Below are 18,459 nucleotides of genomic sequence, written 5' to 3' on the forward strand. Positions count from 1 at the left end.
TTCAGGGAGGGACTTACTGTGTCAATAATAACATCTCTTGAGGTTTTTAAGATAACCGTCGGCTTGATGCTAACGCATTGGGCGTGACGGTTTTTTTATTTGGCTCAAGTTAGCCAGGCCGTACCCCACCATCGTCACAATTGAATTAGGAAGAGGAGGAAATATGACCAGATCAGCATCCTTTGCGAATCGTCATTTCATCAAGGCTGTCCGCATTTTCGTCAAATCTATCCTGGGGGCAATCCTGATTCTTTTGCTCTGCGCTCCCCTTAAAATCTATGGGAACGGCCCTATTCCCTTTTCTGAAGACTTCAATAGCTTTAGCGGCAGTGGCTTTGCGCCCACGCCAAATATTGGGCAATTAGACTCGGATATCTGGATTGTGAACGGCCTCTCAGATGGCGATATTCTCTTTGGCGACATCCAGACAACGGGCGACTTTGCCAGAGGTCTATCGGCGGGCGGCGTCACTACCGGCGGCATTTACGCCTTTGATGTTGGCGGCGGAAACAACATTCTCGGCGTCCAGCCTATAGGCACCGATTTCACCCCTGGAGAAATTACCCTGCGTCTCCAAAATAACGCCGGCGCTACCCTCACTCAATTGAATATTGCCTACGACATCTGGTATCTTAATGATCAAGACCGGGCCAACTCATTGAACCTTTCTCACTCGTCAGATGACATCACTTACACTTCTATTGTCGCCCTCGACTTCACCACCCCGCAAGCAGCCGATGCGCTTCCCGCCTGGCAATCTACGCCACGCTCCACTTCACTCACCGGCCTGAACATTGCCAATGGCAATTTTTTCTATCTTAAATGGACAGGTGACGACGTGAGTGGCGCAGGCAACCGAGACGAGTATGGGCTAGATAACGTACAGATCACGCTACCAACCGGCGATATGCCGCCCACCGTCGCCAGCACTACCCCACCCAACGGCGCAACAGCCATTGCCCTTGACGCCAATATTGACCTCAGCTTCAGTGAAGATGTCGCCGTAACCGCCCCCTGGTTCGATCTCAACTGCACGTCCAGCGGGGGACATTCCGCTACGGTCAGCGGCGGCCCGCAAAATTACACCCTCAACCCGGACACCAATTTTGCCAACAACGAAACCTGCACCATAACCGTATTTGCGGCCCAGGTCACCGACCAGGACGGTGCGCCGGATACCATGGTTGCGGACTATGCCTTCAGTTTCACCACCATTGCCGCTGCCGGCAACTGGGTCATCAACGAAATCCATGCCGACCCGGCCGATCCAAATGGAGACGCCAACGGCGATGGTATCCGGGATGCCAGCGACGATGAATTTATTGAAATTATCAACAATAGCGGTGGTATCGTTGACATTTCAGGCTGGACCCTCTCAGACGGCGTTGGCCTCAAGCACACGTTTCCGGCCGGCACTGTAGTAATGGACCAATGTCCCGTTGTGGTTTTTGCCGGAGGCGCGCCCACCGGCGTCTTTGGCGGGGCGGTTGTCCAGACCGCCAGCACGGGCCAACTGGGCCTGAATAACGACGTGGACACAATCACCCTCAACAATGGCGCCATCGTCCAGGCCGTTTATCCTTACGGCAACGAAGCCAATGACGACCAATCCCTCACCCGTGACCCCGACCTGACCGGCCCTGACCCATTGGTTAGACATTCCACAGCCACGGGTTCGGGCGGCGCGCTTTTTTCGCCCGGCGTCAGGGTAGATGGTTCGTTGTTTGCAATGTGCGGCCCTCCTGACATTCCGCCCATCATCGTCAGCACTATCCCCCCCAACGGCGCGACTGGCATTGCCATTAATACCAACATTGACCTCAATTTCAGCGAAGATGTTGTTGTAACCGATCCCTGGTTCAACCTCAACTGCACGTCCAGCGGGGGACATACCGCCGTGGTTAGCGGCGGTCCACAAAATTACACCCTCAACCCGGATACCGATTTTGCCAACAACGAAACCTGTACCGTGACCGTATTTGCGGACCAGGTTACCGACCAGGACGGCCCGCCGGATAATATGACCCACCATGAAGTTTTTACCTTTACCACCACTTCTCCACCCGCCCCCATCCTCATCAGCGAATTTTTGTACGACGGCGCCACCTCTTCCACCGAAGGCGACGAGTTCATTGAGTTGTGCAATCCAAATGCCGGGCCGGTGGACCTGACCGGCTACAAAACAGGCGACGAAGAAGTGAACGGCGGCGGCGAAAGTATGTACCAACTTCCCCCTGGCGCCACGCTGGCGGCCAATGCCTGCCTGGTTATTGCCAAGGATGCGGCGCAATTTCAGGCTCGCTTTGAAAGTTGGCCGGATTTTGAGACAGGCAGTTTAACCAAATACACGGCCTGGGGCAGCGGCAATTGGGCGCTGGCCAACAACGGCGACGAATTGCTGGTGCTTGGCCCCAACGATGAAATTCTGGACAGTGTGGCTTATCGCAACGGCGACTACGCCACCCTGGGCCTGGAACCGGACGCCTCCGCGCCCGAACCTCACAGCCTGCAACGTATCTGGCCCGTAGATACCAACTCAATGCCGCACGACTTTGTGCGGACGCTGCCCAATCCGGGCCAACCCACCATGCCTCCGTCGCCACTGGCTGTCCCGCCGCCGCCTGCGCCGCTGCCGGAGGGCATGAAGGCCTATTGGGGCGATCTACACGCCCACACCACCTACTCCGACGGAGCCGGCCCGCCCTATTATGCTCTGGCTATGGCCCGCGCCGCCGGCCTGCACTTTTTTGCCATCACCGACCACGGCTGGCAAATTTCTGCCGCCCAGTGGGCCGATACTCTCAACCAAACCGCTAACGCCACGGCCCCCGGCCAGTTTATCGCCTTGCGGGGTCTGGAGTGGACGCACAAAACCGATGGGCACATCAATGTGTTCAACAGCAATACGCTCCTGAGCCGGACTGACCCCATGTTTGATACCTTGCCCAAACTTTACAATTGGCTGGCGGCCAATCCCGAGGTCATTGCCCAACTCAATCATCCCGGCCTCAATTACGACGGCGATTTTAACAACTTTGTTTTCAACCCCCATGCAGCGCCGCGTGTTTTTATGCAAGAAATTGGCAACAATGCCCAGGGTTACGTTACTTACGAGCCGGCTTTTGTGCAGAGCAACACCCTTGGCTGGCGCGTTGCGCCCACCAATAACAGTGACATTCACACCGCCCACTGGGGCACGGATTCCCCCACCCGCACCGGCCTGGTTGCCCCGGCCCTCACCCAAACCGATTTGTTTGACGCCATGCGCGCGCGCCGCGTTTTTGCCACCGAAGACAACAACCTGGCCCTGGCCTTACGGCTGAACGGGGCCTGGATGGGCAGCGTTTTGAACACTACCGGCACTTTGCCCGCGGTGGTAGATTTTGTTGACCCCGACCCGGAGCCGTTGACGCTATACCTTTACGACGGCAATCTGCCTCTTGCCGCCATGCCTGTGGCCGCCTCCACCGGACAATGGTCAACCACGGTCAACGCTCTGCCGGGACACTTCTTTTGGGTCAAGGCGGTCCAGGCCGACGGCGATGCCGCCTACAGCGCGCCGGTGTGGATCGAAGGCCAGGCCCCGCCGGATACCATTTACCTCAACGAAATCCTGCCCGCGCCCAGAGATTGGGATTGGGACGGCAACGGCGAGGCTACCTATCAGGACGAGTGGATTGAACTTTTTAATCCCCTGGAGCGGCCGGTGGGCCTGGGCGGCTGGCGGCTGGCCGATAGCTCCGGCTGGGTTTACGACATTCCGCTGGGCGTGGTCATCCCTGCCGGGGGGTTTGCCACGTTCTACCACCACCAGACCGGCTTTTCCCTGAACAACGACGGCGATACGATCACCTTAATTCACCCCAACGGCAATTTGATCGACGCTTTCAGTTACCCCCACACCCCCGGCTACGATGAAACATGGTGTCGCCTGCCCGACGGCCATGCTGATTGGAGCGAGGATTGCGGCCCCTCGCCCAACGCGGCTAATTGGGCACGCGCCTCGGCCGGGCCTCTGCAAGCCAACATCTTTGAGGCCAAACGGTTGGCGCTTGGGGCATGGGTCAAAGTTAAAGGCAGGGTAACGGCTCCGCCGGGGGTGTTGGGTAAGCGAAACATGTATATTCAAGATGACACGGCAGGCATTTTGATTTATCTGCCGGAAGATCACCGCTATTTCAACTTGGGCGATAAGGTGGAAGTAAAAGGTACTCTAAAAATATATCACGAAGAATTTGAAATTGCAGTAAACGAGCGTAGCGACATCAAATTTCTGGAAGCCGGGTTCCCACCGCCACCATTGCCTCTTGCCACCACCTCGCTGCTGGAACCTTACGAGGGAATGCTGGTGATGCTGCAAGGTCAGGCCGTGCAATTCCAGGGAAGGTCAACCCTCTGGCTGGATGACAACACCGGCTGGGCCAAAGTTTACCTCCGGCAAAGCACCGGCATCAGAAAACCCTTCATTAAGGTTGGCACACCCGTTACCGCCACCGGCATTGTCAGCCAATATTCTGAAGATGAAGACGCTCCTTCCCGCAACGATTACCGCCTGTTGCTACGCTACCAAACCGACCTGGTTTTGCCAGAACCGGCTCAGTCTCCCAACAGTTGGCCTATACTCTTACCGGAAACGGGATATTAAAGCCTTAAAACAAAAAAATCCCCCGGGTGGGGGCAGCACCCGGGGGTAATGAAAGGAGGAGGAGGAAAAATAAAACACTAAAAACTAAATCACTCTTATGCTCTTATTATAACAGAAATCAAAATTTTGAAAACCCCAATTTTTGGGGGTTTTTGAATCTCTTACCTGAAATCAATCCTCTTTGGCCCCGGCTAGACCAGCAATATCAAACAACCCATTAGTCACAATGAAAGTAAGCTTTTTGCCAATCATAGGGCATATAAGGTATAATTTCGTGTCCATCACTTAAAACTAGAAACAGAGGTTTTATACAAACATGCCTAAAAGGACATACCAACCCAAACGTCGCCACCGGGCCAGGGTGCACGGTTTTCGGGCGCGCATGGCTACCAGAGGGGGACGCAATGTTCTCAAAGCGCGGCGGACGCGCGGACGCAAAGTATTGGCTGTGCAACGACGGCATGCCAAGCGCACCAATTGGAACGCAGATTGAGATCGCTCTTGCCGACGACTCGGCACTCCTGCTTACTTGATGAGGCGACAACAACGATTACGCCGCAACAGTGATTTTCAGCAGGTGCGGCAGAATGGTAAGTTTTACGCCAGCCCCTTCATGGTGCTGGCTTTTCTACGAAATGACCTGGATTATAGCCGGTTTGGCTTTGTGGTCAGCAAACGGTTAGGTAAAGCGGTCCAAAGAAACAAAATCAAGCGGCGGATGCGTGAAGCCGTTCGCTTGCGGCTTACCCGGATAAAATCAGGGTTTGATCTGGTTTTTATCGCTCGACAACCCATTAGCCAGGCCGGCTATGCCGAAATTGAGCAAACGCTGGAGTATTTGCTTAAAAAAGCCGGTTTATGGTTGTCTTAAGCGATATAAAAACTATAATAACCAGTAAGTTTTAGGGAATTGTCCGGTCACTTAATCAAGTGAAACAGTTAGTTTTAGCCTTAATTCGCTTTTACCAAAAGTTTATTTCACCGGCCTTACCGCCGAGTTGCCGGTTCTATCCAACCTGCTCTCACTATGGCTACCAAGCTATTGCCAAATACGGCCTGATCAAAGGAGGGTGGTTGGCCGCTAAACGGATTGCCCGCTGCCATCCGTTTAACCCGGGAGGATACGATCCTGTTCCCTGAAACGGGGTTTTGAGTATTTTAGCTAGAGAGGATAATACATATCTTGCGCGAGCAACTTTCAAAGATTTTACCCCTGGTTCTCATTGTTATTGCCAGTTATTTTCTATTTAACACTTTCAGGCTGTTCTTTTCACCGCCTGAAGAAGCAACACCGGCAGCAACAACAGAACCGGTAGCAACCCCAACGCCTTCTGTTCTCCCCCCAACAGCCGTAACCTCTACCGCTGCCGGATTAGGCGTTACCTTAGAAAAAATAGCGGGGACCAAAGATGTGGCCCTGGGCGAAGTTGTAACTTACACCGTTGTTATAAAAAATGAGGGAGCGGAAACCATCAATGCCACCCTCACCGATACTTTGCCCGAGGGTCTGGTTCTCCAAAAGGTGGTCTCAGCCACTCTCGGCGCTGTTGAAGCGCATGTTAATGATAACACGCTTTCCTGGCGGGGAAGTTTGGCGCAGGGCGAGGAGGCGAGCATTGTTTATGGCGCTATTCCTCCCTCCACTTCAACCCCCGGTCAAACCTTGAGCAATATAGCCAGTTTACAATTTGGCGGAGCCACGTTAGAGGCCGATGTTGCTGTTACCACTTATGAACCCAGTCGCAATATTTGGGACAGATTTGTCAACCTGCTGGCCCTCATTTTGGTCTGGTTCAACAATATTTTGGCCAAAGTAAACATTCCCTATTCCTTTGGTTTTGCCATTATTCTTTTTACCGTGATAGTGCGCGGGCTGACCTTTCCCCTGAACATGCAGCAAATCAAATCGTCTAAGGCCATGCAAGAGTTACAGCCAAAATTGAAGGAGCTGCAAGAAAAACATAAAAATGATCGGGAAAAGTTGGCTCAAGAGCAGATGGCCCTGTATAAGGAACATGGCGTTAATCCATTGGGAGGATGCCTTCCCATGCTGGTGCAGATGCCTATCTGGTTTGCCCTATATCAGAGCCTGCGACTGTTGTCCAGGGAAGGTTTACTAAATGAGGGCTTTTTCTGGATTCCCAGCCTGTCTGGCCCCGTATCGGATTGGGGAGGCGGCATCGAATGGCTGTGGCCTTTGCCCCCTTCAGTTGGTTGGCCCCACGCCATCGCTTATTTGGTTTTGCCGGTTCTGCTAGTAGTTTCCCAACTGTATATGCAGCAAATGATGACGACCCCCACCACCGATCCCCAACAAGCCTCGGTGCAATCAATCATGAAATTTATGCCGTTTATGTTCGGCTATTTTGCCTTGGTTGTCCCTTCGGGGTTGACCTTGTACTGGTTTGTCAGCAACCTGCTGGCCATTGTGCAACAATACTTTACCAAGTCTCAACTGCAACCGGCCACACCCACAGGAAAACCGGCAAAAGCCCCCGCCTCAACTAAAAACCCGGAACCTGTCCCGGTTTCGGCTGATTCGGCCTCTGCCAATCCAGGAGGAGATACAAAAAGTCAAAATGTCAGAAGTTCAAAACGAAAAAAACGACGCAAACGCTAAAACTGTTGAAATCAAGGCCAAAACAGTAGATGAAGCCATTCTGTTGGGTCTGGCCCAATTGGGTTTACCCCAGGAGCAAGTTAACATTGAAGTTATCAACGAAGGTAAACGAGGGGTTTTTGGACTTGGGTCCGAAGAAGCGCAGGTCCGGTTGACCCCCAAGGAACAACCCGATATCTCTCCACCTGATGAATCAGGCGTTTCTGACGAAGTCGCGGCTGTCGCGGCTGTCGCTATGGAAAAGCCGCTGTCTCATACCCAGGGTCAGGGCCAGCCGGAAAGTGTGGCGGAGGTAGCGGCAGAATATCTGGCTGGCCTTTTAGAACGAATGGGTATTGAGGCCCAGGTTACCACTCGCCTGGTCCCGGAGCTAGTTGAGGCCGACGAAGAACCGCCGCTGGTTTTAGATGTCACCGGAAGAGATCTGGGGATCCTGATTGGCCGTCGCAGCGAAACTTTGCAGGTGCTGCAATATATGGTGCGCTTGATGGTCAGCAAACACTTTAGTCGCTGGGAACCGGTGGTGGTTGATGTCGAGTCGTATCGGGTCCGCCGCCGCCGTTCATTGCAAAAAATGGCCGAAAAAATGGCCGAACGCGCCATAGCCACCAATCGCCGGGTGGTTCTGGAAGCAATGCCTGCTCACGAACGGCGTTTGATTCACCTGGCGCTGCGAGACCACCCCAAAGTATTCACCAAAAGTATCGGCAGCGATGACAACCGCAAGGTGACAATTATGCCAAGATAACGCTGCCCGCACCGCACAGTCCAACCCAACCCACCCCAAACGGGTGGGTTTTGTTTATCCAATCTTGGGCCGACGCCGTTTAGCCACCTTGCCATTTTGTTTGTCACTTCGGGCCATGTTACAATGGGCCTTGTTTGACGAATCCTGACAAAAACTCAATTTGTGACAATTACGTTTAATTTATGACCCAACAATCTGCCTTCATTTATAGCATCGCCAATCAAAAAGGAGGGGTGGGCAAAACAACCACCGCGGTTAACCTGGCCGCGTTTATTGCGGCTCGGCAAGCCCGGGTGCTGATTGTTGACGCTGATCCCCAATCCAATGCCACTTCCAGCTTGGGCGCTCAGTTGGAGGATAATAACCTTTCTTTGTATGACGTCCTCATCAATAAAGTCCCGCTCAAAGAAACAATCATCGCCACCAACCGAGAACGTTTATTTGTGGCCCCGGCTTCCCCGGAATTGGCTGCGGCTGAAGTGGAGTTAGTGCAGCATCTGGCCCGCGAAAATGTTTTGCAAAAGGCCCTAACCCCAATCCGCACCGAATACGATTTTATTTTTATTGATACCCCACCCAGCCTAGGCTTGCTCACCATCAACGCCCTGACCGCCTCTGATCATGGGGTGATTATTCCCGTCCAATGTGAATACCTGGCCTTGGAAGGACTCAGCCAATTGGTTTATACCATTAACCTGGTGCGAGACAGCCTGAACCCCAACCTGCATATTGCCGGGTTGGTGATGACTATGTATGATGGCCGCACCAACCTGGCCGCAGACGTAGTCAACGAGGTACGCGAACATTTCCCGGTTGAAATTTTCAAAACCATTATTCCCCGCAATGTTCGTCTCGGCGAGGCACCCAGTTACGGCGAAGATATTTTGGCGTATGCCCCAGACTCGGTTGGCTGCAAGGCTTACCGGGTGCTCACCGAAGAAGTGCTCAGCCGGGTGCGCCGGCAAATAACCGACAAATAAGAAGTTGCTTAAAAACAACTCATTTCTTTTCTTCCCAAACTGGGTTTGCTCCCAAACTGAGTTTGGGAGCAAGAAAGTGTAGGAACAAGAAAACCCAGAACACACTTGTGCAATCCTGTCTTAAACCTGGAAAGGAAAACTCAAATGACCAAAAAGCGAGGTTTGGGAAAAGGGCTAGGAGCTTTAATTCCCCACGGCCCGCCGGCGGTAAGTCCTGAAGTGCAGGCCGGGGCCATTACCGTGCCGGTTGACCAGATTGCGCCCAACCCTCACCAGCCCCGGCAGAACATGGACCAGGAAAAGTTGCAAGACCTGGCAAACTCCATTATCGAACACGGCCTGATCCAACCGCTGATTGTCACCCGGCATGGCACAATGTATCAGCTCATTGCGGGAGAACGGCGCTGGAGAGCCAGCCGGTTGGCCGGCTTGAGCGTGGTGCCGGTCATTGTCAAAGAAACCAGCCCCCAACAAATGCTGGAGCTGGCCATTGTTGAAAACATTCAGCGGGCCGATTTAAACCCCCTGGAAGAAGCCGATGCCTACACCCAATTGATGGAAGAATTTGGCCTCACTCAAGAAGCCGTGGCCGAACGCGTGGGCAAAAGCCGGACCGCCGTCGCCAACACCGTGCGGCTTTTGAATTTGCCGGAAGAAATCAAAGCGGCGCTGGCCGCAGGCAAAATTTCAGAGGGACATGCCCGTACCCTTTTAAGCCTGAAGAAACAGCGCGACCAACTGAACGCGCTGGAAACAATTATTAAACGCGAATTGAACGTGCGCCAAACCGAAACCCTGGTGCGGCAGCTTCTTTCCGGCGATGAAGCGCCCAAGCCCAAACACCCCCCGCTCACGCCCCACGATAAAAGTATGCTCGCCAGGTTTGAGTCTCAACTGGGCACCAAAGTTGAGCTAACCCGTACCGATGAAGAGGCGGGGAAATTGGTTATTCATTTTTATTCTCAAGAAGAACTGCAAGCGATTTTTGACGCCATTTTGGGTGAGGGCGAACAATTATAAATTTATCTTGACTTCAAATCAAAAAGGCCATCTACCGGTTTGGAGATGGCCTTTTTTGTCAAGGAACGAAAAGCATACTTTTTGACCTTCACTCATCACTCTTTGGCCAGTTTGACCTCTTCCAACGCTTCCAGTTGATCCTGTAAAATACGCACCTCTTCATCAACCTCCGCCGAAAGATGGCCGTAATCGGCCACGTGGTTGGTGGATTGGCCGGTCAGTATCTGCGAATAGATAGTGCCCAGCGCCGAGAGGGTGCTTTCAATTTGAATTTCGGCCCTTTTCATCATGCGCTGCAACTGTTCCAGTGAAGCCAGTTGGTTTTTACGATTGGTCAGGGTGCGCTGCAATTCGGCGCGGGTGGCCTCATCGGTTTCCTGGGCCAGCCGGACTTTCAAATCGGCAATATATTGCGGCACCGACTCTAAATCGTGGCGGAGTAAGGTATTGTGCTGGTAGCGGTCAACCCGCCCGGCTAAATCCGCAATCGCCTGGGTCCAGTCATCAACCTGCCGGGCCAAATCCTGTAAACGCGCTTCAGCTATCCCCCCACTTGTAGCCGCCAGCACGGCACTAATTTGCTCCCGGTAAGCCAGAGCTTTGTCCAGATGGGCTTGGAGGGTTTTGCTGGTTAAATTTTTTCCGGCCACCGACTCCTGTCTGGCGGGGGCCTGTACTGCCTCACGAATGATAGCCGGTTGTTCTTCTGTCTCGTCCGTTTCAGGCTCAACAACGGCTTGGTCGTCATCGCCGCCAATCAAAACAACCCAAAAATGGATACCCAACCCCATTCCCCAGGCTGCCGCCGGAAATAGAAACCAGAGATAAGAGGAGGTGAGGGCATTGATAATGCCCAAAGCCCCTATCACGGACACATAGGCGCTCAAGTGATCCCAAAAATCGCGCCACTTCCCGCTGAGCCGGGGCAAAGAACGGATAACCAGATTCCAAAAATGGATACTTAAGCCTATGCCCCAAGCCGCCGCCGGAAATAAAAACCAGGGATAAGAGGGGGAGGTGAGGGCATTGATAATGCCCAACGCGCCAATGACCATCACATAAGGGCCAAGATGCTGTAAAAAACCGCGCCAATCGGGTTTGGCCTGGCCCTGGCTCAAATTGGTACGGCGCAAACGGGCTTCAGATAGATTGACGCCGGTCATATCTGCTCCGTCCAGGTTTGTGGCCTCTAAATTGGCTCCCTGCATAGTGCTGTGGGCCAGGTTGGCTCTATCCAGATTGGCGGCGGTCAAATTGGCCCCATCCAGCCGGGCCTGGCGTAAATCGGCTTTTTTCAAATTGGCGTGACTCAGGTCTACCCCGCTCAGATTGGCCCCGGTCAGCCGGGTTTTGCGTAAATTTGTCCTACTTAAATTGGCCTCGCTCAAGTCTACTCCGGCCAAATCAAAACCTTTTAAATCTGCACCGGCCAAATCAACTCGACGCAAATCGGGCGTTTTGCCCTGACGACGGGCAGTTTTAATCACTTGATTGAGTTGTTCGTATCCCATGATGTCGCTTTCTGCGGTTAGGGGGAGGGTTTGGTAGTTAATAAGCGCCGTTGGTTGCTAAGTACGCTCCCACTGTTTAATAGAATCTTTAATCAAGGCTTTCACTTCAGGGTCAGGAATGTCATCAGGTCCAGCATAAATAGTTTCATTCACCTTGATTTGAATCCCTCCGCCTGGATCCGACAGGATGTCTATGGCCGTAGTAGAAGCCAATGGAGAAACCAACAAGCGGGTTTGGACGATTTTATTAATCTCATCGGCCAGATTAAAGCCGGTTAACTGACTCGATGCGCCGGGAGAGGCAGCGCTGGAACGTCCCAAAAAACCGCGAGGTTGTGGTTCTGGAGATTGGGCTTTTAAGGAAGCCAAAAAAGCGACCTCAGCTTCCGGGGAAGGTTTGGGCACAAGTTCAGGTTTGGCCGAAGATGGCTCCGGCTCCGGTGAGGAAGTGGCCGGTTCATAGGCGCTCGGGTCTGGCAGTTGCGAGACGGGCGTAGGCGCGGTGAGAGACATTGGCGTTTCACCTACTTTGGGCAGATAAACCGATTTGACACCTACTTCTGTGGCAATCACTCCCCCCGTAAAAGCCAACAAATGAGCCGCCAATTCCAAAATGTATTGGCCGGTCTCCCGATCATCAATATCGGCCAATCTACCATAACGCTGCCCGGCTACCTCAACAATAAGTTGGCCCGACCGCGGATGACGCAGCAAGCGTAGCAGTTCAGTCGGCTCCGCGGACCGGCCGGCAGGGGGACGATTCCCCAGCCGCGCTGCAATGTCAATTTTTTCTTCATCGGGTTGTTTGGGTGCATCCATGTCAAAAACCTCCATTTCAACCTTACTCCTCAAAACAGCCAAATTCAAGTCAACTGCTGTGGGTGGGGCAGAAGCAGGCTCTTCAACCAGCTCCAAATCGTCCAGAGGGGGAGGGGGTAGCCCCGGTGCGTCTTCATCAGCGCCAAGGTCAACATACGTTTCTTCTTTAGACACAAAGCCGTGCTTCATTTTCGCCTTCTGACGCCTGCGGCTAAAGGAAAAAACCAAAAAGCCGGCCAGCAGCAACGCGCCGGTAAGAGGTACACACATTAAAAGCAATAATTGGTTAGATGTAGCGTTACCAATAAAATCTGCCATCGTCCTTCTCTTAACAACTACTCCGGTTATTCAATAACCAATTATATTTTAATCTTACGCAAAAATTCGGCGCATGCTTCTGGCAAAGAAGGATTAATGAACATGCCGCTGCCCAACTCAAATCCAGCCGTACGAATTACCCGAGGCACGATGGTGACATACCAATGCAAATAATCATTACTGATTTCTTTTAACGGCGCAGAACGAATAATCAGGTTAAAGGCCGGGTCGTGCAAACCAATAAAAAGCCGACGCAGCACGTTGTATAATACCCTGGCCAGGTCCTCCATTTGCGCCGGTTGAGAATATAAAAAACTAACGCTATGTTGGCGGGGGAGAATCCAGATGTGAAAAGGGGAGGGGGCGGCATAGAGCATAAACGCCACAAAATGTTCGCTGGCAATCACTAATCGTTCACCCTTTTCCAGTTCATCGCGCATCATCACGCAAAAAACACAATCGCCGTTGTCATCAAAATAGCGGCGAGCCTCTTCAATGCGATGCCGGATATCGGTGGGCACAACGGGCAAACCAATAATCTGGCTATGAGGATGTTTCAACGATGCGCCCGCTTGATCGCCATGATTTTTAAAGTAGATAATTTGCTCAATCCGAGAATCGCCGCGAATACTCCAGCCGCGCTCGTAAAAGGTTTCCAAAACAACCTTTATCTCCTCAGGCGTCATCAGGGCCAGGGTGGTGTTATGCAGGGGGTGTTCCACAACAACTTCATGATAACCCACCCCCGAAATCAAACGATGAACGCCATCATAGGTGCGGGCCAACTTGCCATCTGTGGAAAGCGCGGGATACCTATTACAAACCACCCTGGTTTGCCAGGAGGTCTCGGTAGAGGGCACTCTGAGAACTTCCAAATCAAGTTCTTCATTGCCTGGACAAAACGGACACGTTGGATCGTAAGCGGGTTCCGTTTCAGGTATGACCGGCTCTTGCGCCTCAATATAATCATCCGGGCGCTTGGCTCGCTCGGTGGCAATCACCACCCATTCCTTGGTTGCCATGTTCTGCCTAAGTTCAGTCATTACTTATTCCCTGAAACCCATCAATAACAAACCCGCTACGCTTCCAACAAGGTCAAAAACTCGTTGAGGATCATGGCTGTAGCCCCCCACACCCGATGCCCAAATACGTTAAAAAAGGGAACTCTACGCTGACCGCCTGGTAACAACCAGACTTCTTCCTGGCGGGTAGCCGGATTTAACAAGAGACCGAGCGGCGTTTCAATCAGTTCCGCCACTTCTTTAGGGTCAGGCCGAAAAACAGGCCGGGTAGAGCTAAAAGCCACAAAAGGATAAATGCAAAAATTACTGGGCGCCGTATACAGAGACGATAACGGGCCAATTACTTCAACCGTTTCTGGCAAAACGCCTATTTCCTCCATTGTTTCACGCAAAGCTGTTGCCTGGTATGTTTCTTCTTTCTCTCGGCGCCCGCCGGGAAAGGAAATCTGGCCGCTATGAACGCCGGGATAGTTGGGACGGCGGATCAGAACAAGGTGTAATTCTGGATGGGTGGCGGGGTGAGGATAGAGCAAAATAAGCACTCCGGCTTCACGACAAGCATTCATCCTTTTCCACCGATTTGTTTGACCATCTAGCGGCTCAGGCGCCATTTTTATTTGACCGTCAACACCAGGCAAGGATTTATCGGTCAGGGCATGTTGAACTTCCTCAATAGTGGGTGAAATGTGGTACGGATTGTTTATCACCCGGTATCTCCCCTGGCCGCCACGACTTCATACCTGCACTCCAACCATTTTGACTCTTTCTTCCACACTTTGTTTAAATCGTCTCAGATTTTCACTGGCCACTGCTGGAGTGGTATATTGCTGGATAATCTTGTCGGCCAAAACCTCAACAAAGGCATGGGGGGGAGTATATTCCACCACCACCCGCATAGCCACATTTTTTTTACCAACTGGGGCCAGGGTGATGGTCCAGATGCTATCAATATCCCCGGTGGTTTTGGTAATCAAGGTGTCTGCCGTTTGTTCTAACACCTCACTTTGGCCGTTAAAATTCAGGCCCTCTACCGTATAATGCCATTCATACGTCATCCCTGGCCCGCTGCCCTGCACGTGATCAATTTTACCTTGCACCGTAGTCCAGGTGGGGAAAGTTTTCACATCGTTCAACGCCTGCATGACCACATCTATGGGCGCTTCAATAACGGTGGTTTGCTCTACAACTAACATTTTTTGAACTCCTTCACCTAATTATATCACGAATTTTTAGAGATCACAGGTTAAAAATAGAATACAGACGATGCAGGTAAAACGGAATTCGGCTAATTTTTACAAGGTTGGTGATGCCGCAGATTCACGTGCTTCAAGCATGGCTTTGATGAGTTCATATTGGTGAGGCTTATCCAAATCCATCCCTATTTCAGCATAACGTGTATCCACCACCAGCACATTTACATTGAGCCGCGCCCGCGCTCGTTCAGCCGCTTCATCAACCGTCATCGTGCGCAATAGGAAACGAATGATAAAGTTCAAGCCCAACATGCGGGCCTGATTCCAGTAATTCTTGCGCGAGCCGGTCAACGAGCGCAAAAGCCCCTCATTGGCCTTTGCCGCAGCAATGTCAAGCAAAAGCAAGTCGCCGCCGGAATAACGCCCCCCCTTAAAAGGCACAAAAGTTCGCTTTGAACCGGGAATTCGCGCTTCCATGGTTCTTTCTTCAACAATAGCGTAGTAACCATCAGCCTCCTGGGAGCCACACTCCGCCACAAAACCGCGCACAATTTCCGGCGTAATCAGCGGAATATCCGACGAGGCCAGCAAGATTTTTTTAACAGACGGGTTTAGCTGACGTATTTTGTCAAGCCCGGTTAACACATTACTGATCAAGTCGCCCACCGCGCCGGTAAAACAAACCGGGGCGTCGCCAAAATCCACCTCGCCCGGTTCAAGGCCAACAACGGCAATATGCTCAACCAGGCCGGATCGCCAGATAGCATCCACTACCCAGGCTATCATAGGTTTACCGGCTAAAGGAATAAGAGCTTTTTTTTCTATCCCGGTTAAGGCAAATAACGGGTCATCCGGGTTGTTGATACCACCGGCAGTAACTATTGCGTCCATTAGTCTGATTCCTTACTTTTATAACTTCTTTGCTAATAGTTTAACTTAAATATATCCTTCAGCCCGAAGCCAGGCTTCGGTGCGACACATCCCCTCGGTAAGATCAACTTTTGGCACCCATCCCAAAAGCTTCCGCGCCTTTTGGTTGCTGAAACTATTATCACTATGCAACGCTTTAACCAGCCGCCGATTGAAACTGGCCTTTCTCCCGCTCATAGCCGCGCCAAGCTCATTCAAAAAACCAAGCAGCCAGGCCAATTTAAAAGGAATCGATGGAAATGAGTCAATAACCAACATCCGTCCATACGCCCCCAAAAAGTCACGCCAGGGGATGGGAGAATCCGTTAAATTAATGGCCTGGCCAACGGCGGCATCAATTTTGGCGCATAAAATCAAACCGTCCACCACATTATCAATATAGACCGGTTTACAAAAATAACGACCCCCATCAATCAACATCATCCGACCTGCTTTAATCAATTCAACCGGACGGACGGTAAATTGATAAGAACCAGGCCCATACACTTGCGAAGGGCGGGCAGCCACCACCGGCAAACCCTTCTTTCGATAAGCGTTAAACACAATCTCTTCTGCCGCTATCTTCGAGTCGCCGTAAAGATCGCCTGACACACGAGGGGGTGTATTTTCATCAATGTTGTCCTGCTGCAAAGAACCGTACACCGCGCAAGAACTCAGGTGAATAAATCGTTTCACCCCGGCAGCCAACGCAGCCTCAACCACGTTTTTAGTACCCTCCACATTAACCGCCCACACTGCGGCCCGGCTGCCGTGCTCACTGACCCAGGCTGCCGTGTGAAAAACAAGTTGGCAACCGGCCATCGCGCTCTGCACCGAAACCGGATCGGTAATGTCGCCCGGCATAAGCTCAACCCCTATGTCTGCCAACCGGCGTCCTTTTTCCGGGGTGCGGACCAGGCCCCGCACGACCACCCCTTCCTCTGTTACCAATCGTTCTGCCAGGCGTCCGCCAATAAAGCCGGTGGCTCCGGTAACAAGAATTCGTTTGCCACTTACATCCATCGGTAAACTTGGTCATAGAGGACTTTATTCAGACCCATTGTTACACTTCCTTATTTTGTTTGATGATACAACACAGAACAAAGTAGGGCAAAAGTTATAAGCAGCCACCGACCATTGTTGATACCGTCCAAATAGGATCAGGAACAATAACGCCATCGTCGGTGCCAGATATTTTTACGACTTCAACCCTAAAATTATACGTTCCCTTACAACTAACAGCAACTCCAAAGCGAAATGATGAAAGGTTTTGATAATCCGGCCAAACCTGTCTATAATGTTGGGGTTATCAATTTGCCATAGTGAGGGGTTGGCTAAACAATGCCCGAATTACCTGAAGTCGAAACAGTGGTCAGGGGGTTGCGCAAGCCCCTAGTCGGACGCACCTTTACCGGGGTCACTGTATTATGGCCCAAAACAATCAAAACGCCATCCTTGCCGGAATTCAGCAAACGATTGCCCGGCCAACGCATTGAGGTTATTGACCGGCGGGCCAAGTATTTACGCTTTGACCTATCCGGGGGAGACACTCTTTTTTTGCATCTGAAAATGAGCGGCAATTTAATGGTAGAACCGGCCAGCGAACCACCTCACCAACACGTGCGTACCATTTTTGACCTGGACAACGGCCACCAACTACGCTTCAAAGACATGCGCAAATTTGGCCGGGTTTATCTGGTGAACAACCCCGACCCCATCATCGGCAAATTAGGCCCGGAACCCCTGGCCGACGATTTTTCCGGCGACGACTTTCAAGCTCTTTTTCGCAAGCGGAAGGGGCGACTCAAACCGTTACTGCTTAATCAAGAATTCATTGCCGGCATCGGCAATATTTACGCCGACGAAAGCTGTTTTTTGGCCGGTCTTGACCCCAGGCGACAGGTTGACACCCTCTCAAGTGTGGAATTAGAAAAACTTTATCGGGCCATCCGCCAAGCTCTGCAGCATGGCATTATGTTCAAAGGAGCCTCATTGGATGAGGTATACCGGGGCGGCGAATTTCAGCATCATTTTCAGGTTTACGGCCGCACCAATAAGACGTGTTTCAAGTGCGGCTCGCTCATCCGGCGCGTCGTTCTGGGCGGCCGCTCAACCCATTTTTGCGAGCAATGCCAGCAATGAGGGCAAACATTGAAAAGATTAGCGATTGATCTCTGTGATGGGGGCCGCTTCCAGCGGGGAGCAGTTTTAGGCAAACTGCTTTAAGTATGCCGATACCGCGTCCATTTCAAAACCAAACTGCAATTTATCCCTGGTATGCCACTCGTAAATTTCAGCAGGGGTCAGCCAGACAATTTCCCGAATCTCGTCTGATTGAAGCGGGCCAACATCTCCCAAGGGGCGGGCAGCAAAAATGGTGTAGTCAAACCCGGAGCGGTTGTAAAAAACGCCCAATTCGCCCAACACCTCAATGTCTACCGACAATTCTTCCTGTATCTCGCGGTGCAACGCGGCCACAGGGTCGGTTTCTTCGGGGTCAAGCCGGCCACCGGGAAAAGTCCATTTGCCAAACATGGCCGGATTTTGAAAACGGTGATGAATCAAGAGGATTTCTGACCCGCGCACAAGCAAAGCGCGCACGGCGTAGGGTTTATCGAATTCCTGGTTGTTTTTTGAGGGGGTCTTGATTTTATCTCTCCCGGTTTTGTTTTGT

At 52.0% G+C, this 18,459-nt stretch carries 17 protein-coding genes; 9 read left to right on the top strand and 8 right to left on the bottom strand.

Annotation, left to right across the window (positions count from 1 at the left end; genetic code table 11):
• The first annotated feature begins 163 nt into the window (after window positions 1-163).
• From JW953_17830 to JW953_17865, 8 genes are all read left to right on the top strand, one after another.
• Entirely contained in the window at window positions 164-4,645 is a 4,482-nt protein-coding gene (locus JW953_17830; GenBank protein ID MBN1994563.1) for a lamin tail domain-containing protein, read from the top strand.
• 316 nt (window positions 4,646-4,961) lie between these two features.
• The gene (gene rpmH / locus JW953_17835) at window positions 4,962-5,138 is read left to right on the top strand and encodes a 50S ribosomal protein L34 (GenBank protein MBN1994564.1); all 177 of its coding nucleotides are present in this window, start codon (window positions 4,962-4,964) and stop codon (window positions 5,136-5,138) included.
• Window positions 5,139-5,177: 39 nt separating this feature from the next.
• Window positions 5,178-5,516: a ribonuclease P protein component gene (rnpA, locus tag JW953_17840; protein ID MBN1994565.1), complete on the top strand. Its 339-nt coding sequence runs from the start codon at window positions 5,178-5,180 to the stop codon at window positions 5,514-5,516.
• Window positions 5,517-5,575: 59 nt separating this feature from the next.
• Window positions 5,576-5,785: a membrane protein insertion efficiency factor YidD gene (yidD, locus tag JW953_17845; protein ID MBN1994566.1), complete on the top strand. Its 210-nt coding sequence runs from the start codon at window positions 5,576-5,578 to the stop codon at window positions 5,783-5,785.
• Between the two features lie 43 nt (window positions 5,786-5,828).
• A complete protein-coding gene (gene yidC / locus JW953_17850) occupies window positions 5,829-7,265 on the top strand; it encodes a membrane protein insertase YidC (protein MBN1994567.1) in 1,437 nt (478 codons plus the stop codon).
• Window positions 7,225-8,013: a protein jag gene (locus JW953_17855; GenBank protein MBN1994568.1), complete on the top strand. Its 789-nt coding sequence runs from the start codon at window positions 7,225-7,227 to the stop codon at window positions 8,011-8,013. Before yidC ends, JW953_17855 begins: the two co-directional genes overlap by 41 nt.
• Before the next feature lie 182 nt (window positions 8,014-8,195).
• Window positions 8,196-8,993: a ParA family protein gene (locus JW953_17860; GenBank protein ID MBN1994569.1), complete on the top strand. Its 798-nt coding sequence runs from the start codon at window positions 8,196-8,198 to the stop codon at window positions 8,991-8,993.
• A 144-nt stretch (window positions 8,994-9,137) separates the two neighbouring features.
• On the top strand, window positions 9,138-10,013 hold the full coding sequence (locus tag JW953_17865; GenBank protein ID MBN1994570.1) for a ParB/RepB/Spo0J family partition protein: 876 nt from the start codon (window positions 9,138-9,140) through the stop codon (window positions 10,011-10,013).
• A 95-nt stretch (window positions 10,014-10,108) separates the two neighbouring features.
• Here JW953_17865 and JW953_17870 read toward each other — a convergent pair whose 3' ends face one another.
• The 7 genes from JW953_17870 to JW953_17900 all read right to left on the bottom strand — a co-directional run bounded on the left by JW953_17870 (window position 10,109) and on the right by JW953_17900 (window position 16,808).
• Entirely contained in the window at window positions 10,109-11,524 is a 1,416-nt protein-coding gene (locus tag JW953_17870) for a pentapeptide repeat-containing protein (GenBank protein ID MBN1994571.1), read from the bottom strand.
• Between the two features lie 57 nt (window positions 11,525-11,581).
• Complete coding sequence (locus JW953_17875; protein MBN1994572.1) at window positions 11,582-12,661, bottom strand: hypothetical protein; 1,080 nt, start codon at window positions 12,659-12,661, stop codon at window positions 11,582-11,584.
• A 41-nt stretch (window positions 12,662-12,702) separates the two neighbouring features.
• Window positions 12,703-13,704 carry a galactose-1-phosphate uridylyltransferase gene (galT, locus tag JW953_17880; GenBank protein ID MBN1994573.1) on the bottom strand — a complete coding sequence of 334 codons (1,002 nt, stop codon included), beginning with the start codon at window positions 13,702-13,704 and terminating at the stop codon, window positions 12,703-12,705.
• A gap of 35 nt (window positions 13,705-13,739) precedes the next feature.
• On the bottom strand, window positions 13,740-14,249 hold the full coding sequence (locus tag JW953_17885; GenBank protein MBN1994574.1) for a CoA pyrophosphatase: 510 nt from the start codon (window positions 14,247-14,249) through the stop codon (window positions 13,740-13,742).
• A gap of 168 nt (window positions 14,250-14,417) precedes the next feature.
• Entirely contained in the window at window positions 14,418-14,876 is a 459-nt protein-coding gene (locus tag JW953_17890) for an SRPBCC family protein (GenBank protein MBN1994575.1), read from the bottom strand.
• A gap of 99 nt (window positions 14,877-14,975) precedes the next feature.
• Window positions 14,976-15,767 (bottom strand): NTP transferase domain-containing protein, encoded by a 792-nt coding sequence (locus tag JW953_17895; GenBank protein MBN1994576.1) that lies wholly within the window; start codon window positions 15,765-15,767, stop codon window positions 14,976-14,978.
• A gap of 45 nt (window positions 15,768-15,812) precedes the next feature.
• Entirely contained in the window at window positions 15,813-16,808 is a 996-nt protein-coding gene (locus tag JW953_17900) for an NAD-dependent epimerase/dehydratase family protein (GenBank protein MBN1994577.1), read from the bottom strand.
• Between the two features lie 318 nt (window positions 16,809-17,126).
• On the opposite strand from JW953_17900, the gene mutM reads away from it, so the two are divergent.
• Window positions 17,127-17,927 (top strand): bifunctional DNA-formamidopyrimidine glycosylase/DNA-(apurinic or apyrimidinic site) lyase, encoded by an 801-nt coding sequence (gene mutM / locus JW953_17905; GenBank protein MBN1994578.1) that lies wholly within the window; start codon window positions 17,127-17,129, stop codon window positions 17,925-17,927.
• Between the two features lie 66 nt (window positions 17,928-17,993).
• Here mutM and JW953_17910 read toward each other — a convergent pair whose 3' ends face one another.
• Complete coding sequence (locus tag JW953_17910) at window positions 17,994-18,371, bottom strand: NUDIX hydrolase (protein MBN1994579.1); 378 nt, start codon at window positions 18,369-18,371, stop codon at window positions 17,994-17,996.
• Window positions 18,372-18,459: the final 88 nt, after the last annotated feature.

This window comes from Anaerolineae bacterium, from assembly GCA_016931895.1.
In the GTDB taxonomy this organism is placed as follows: domain Bacteria; phylum Chloroflexota; class Anaerolineae; order 4572-78; family J111; genus JAFGNV01.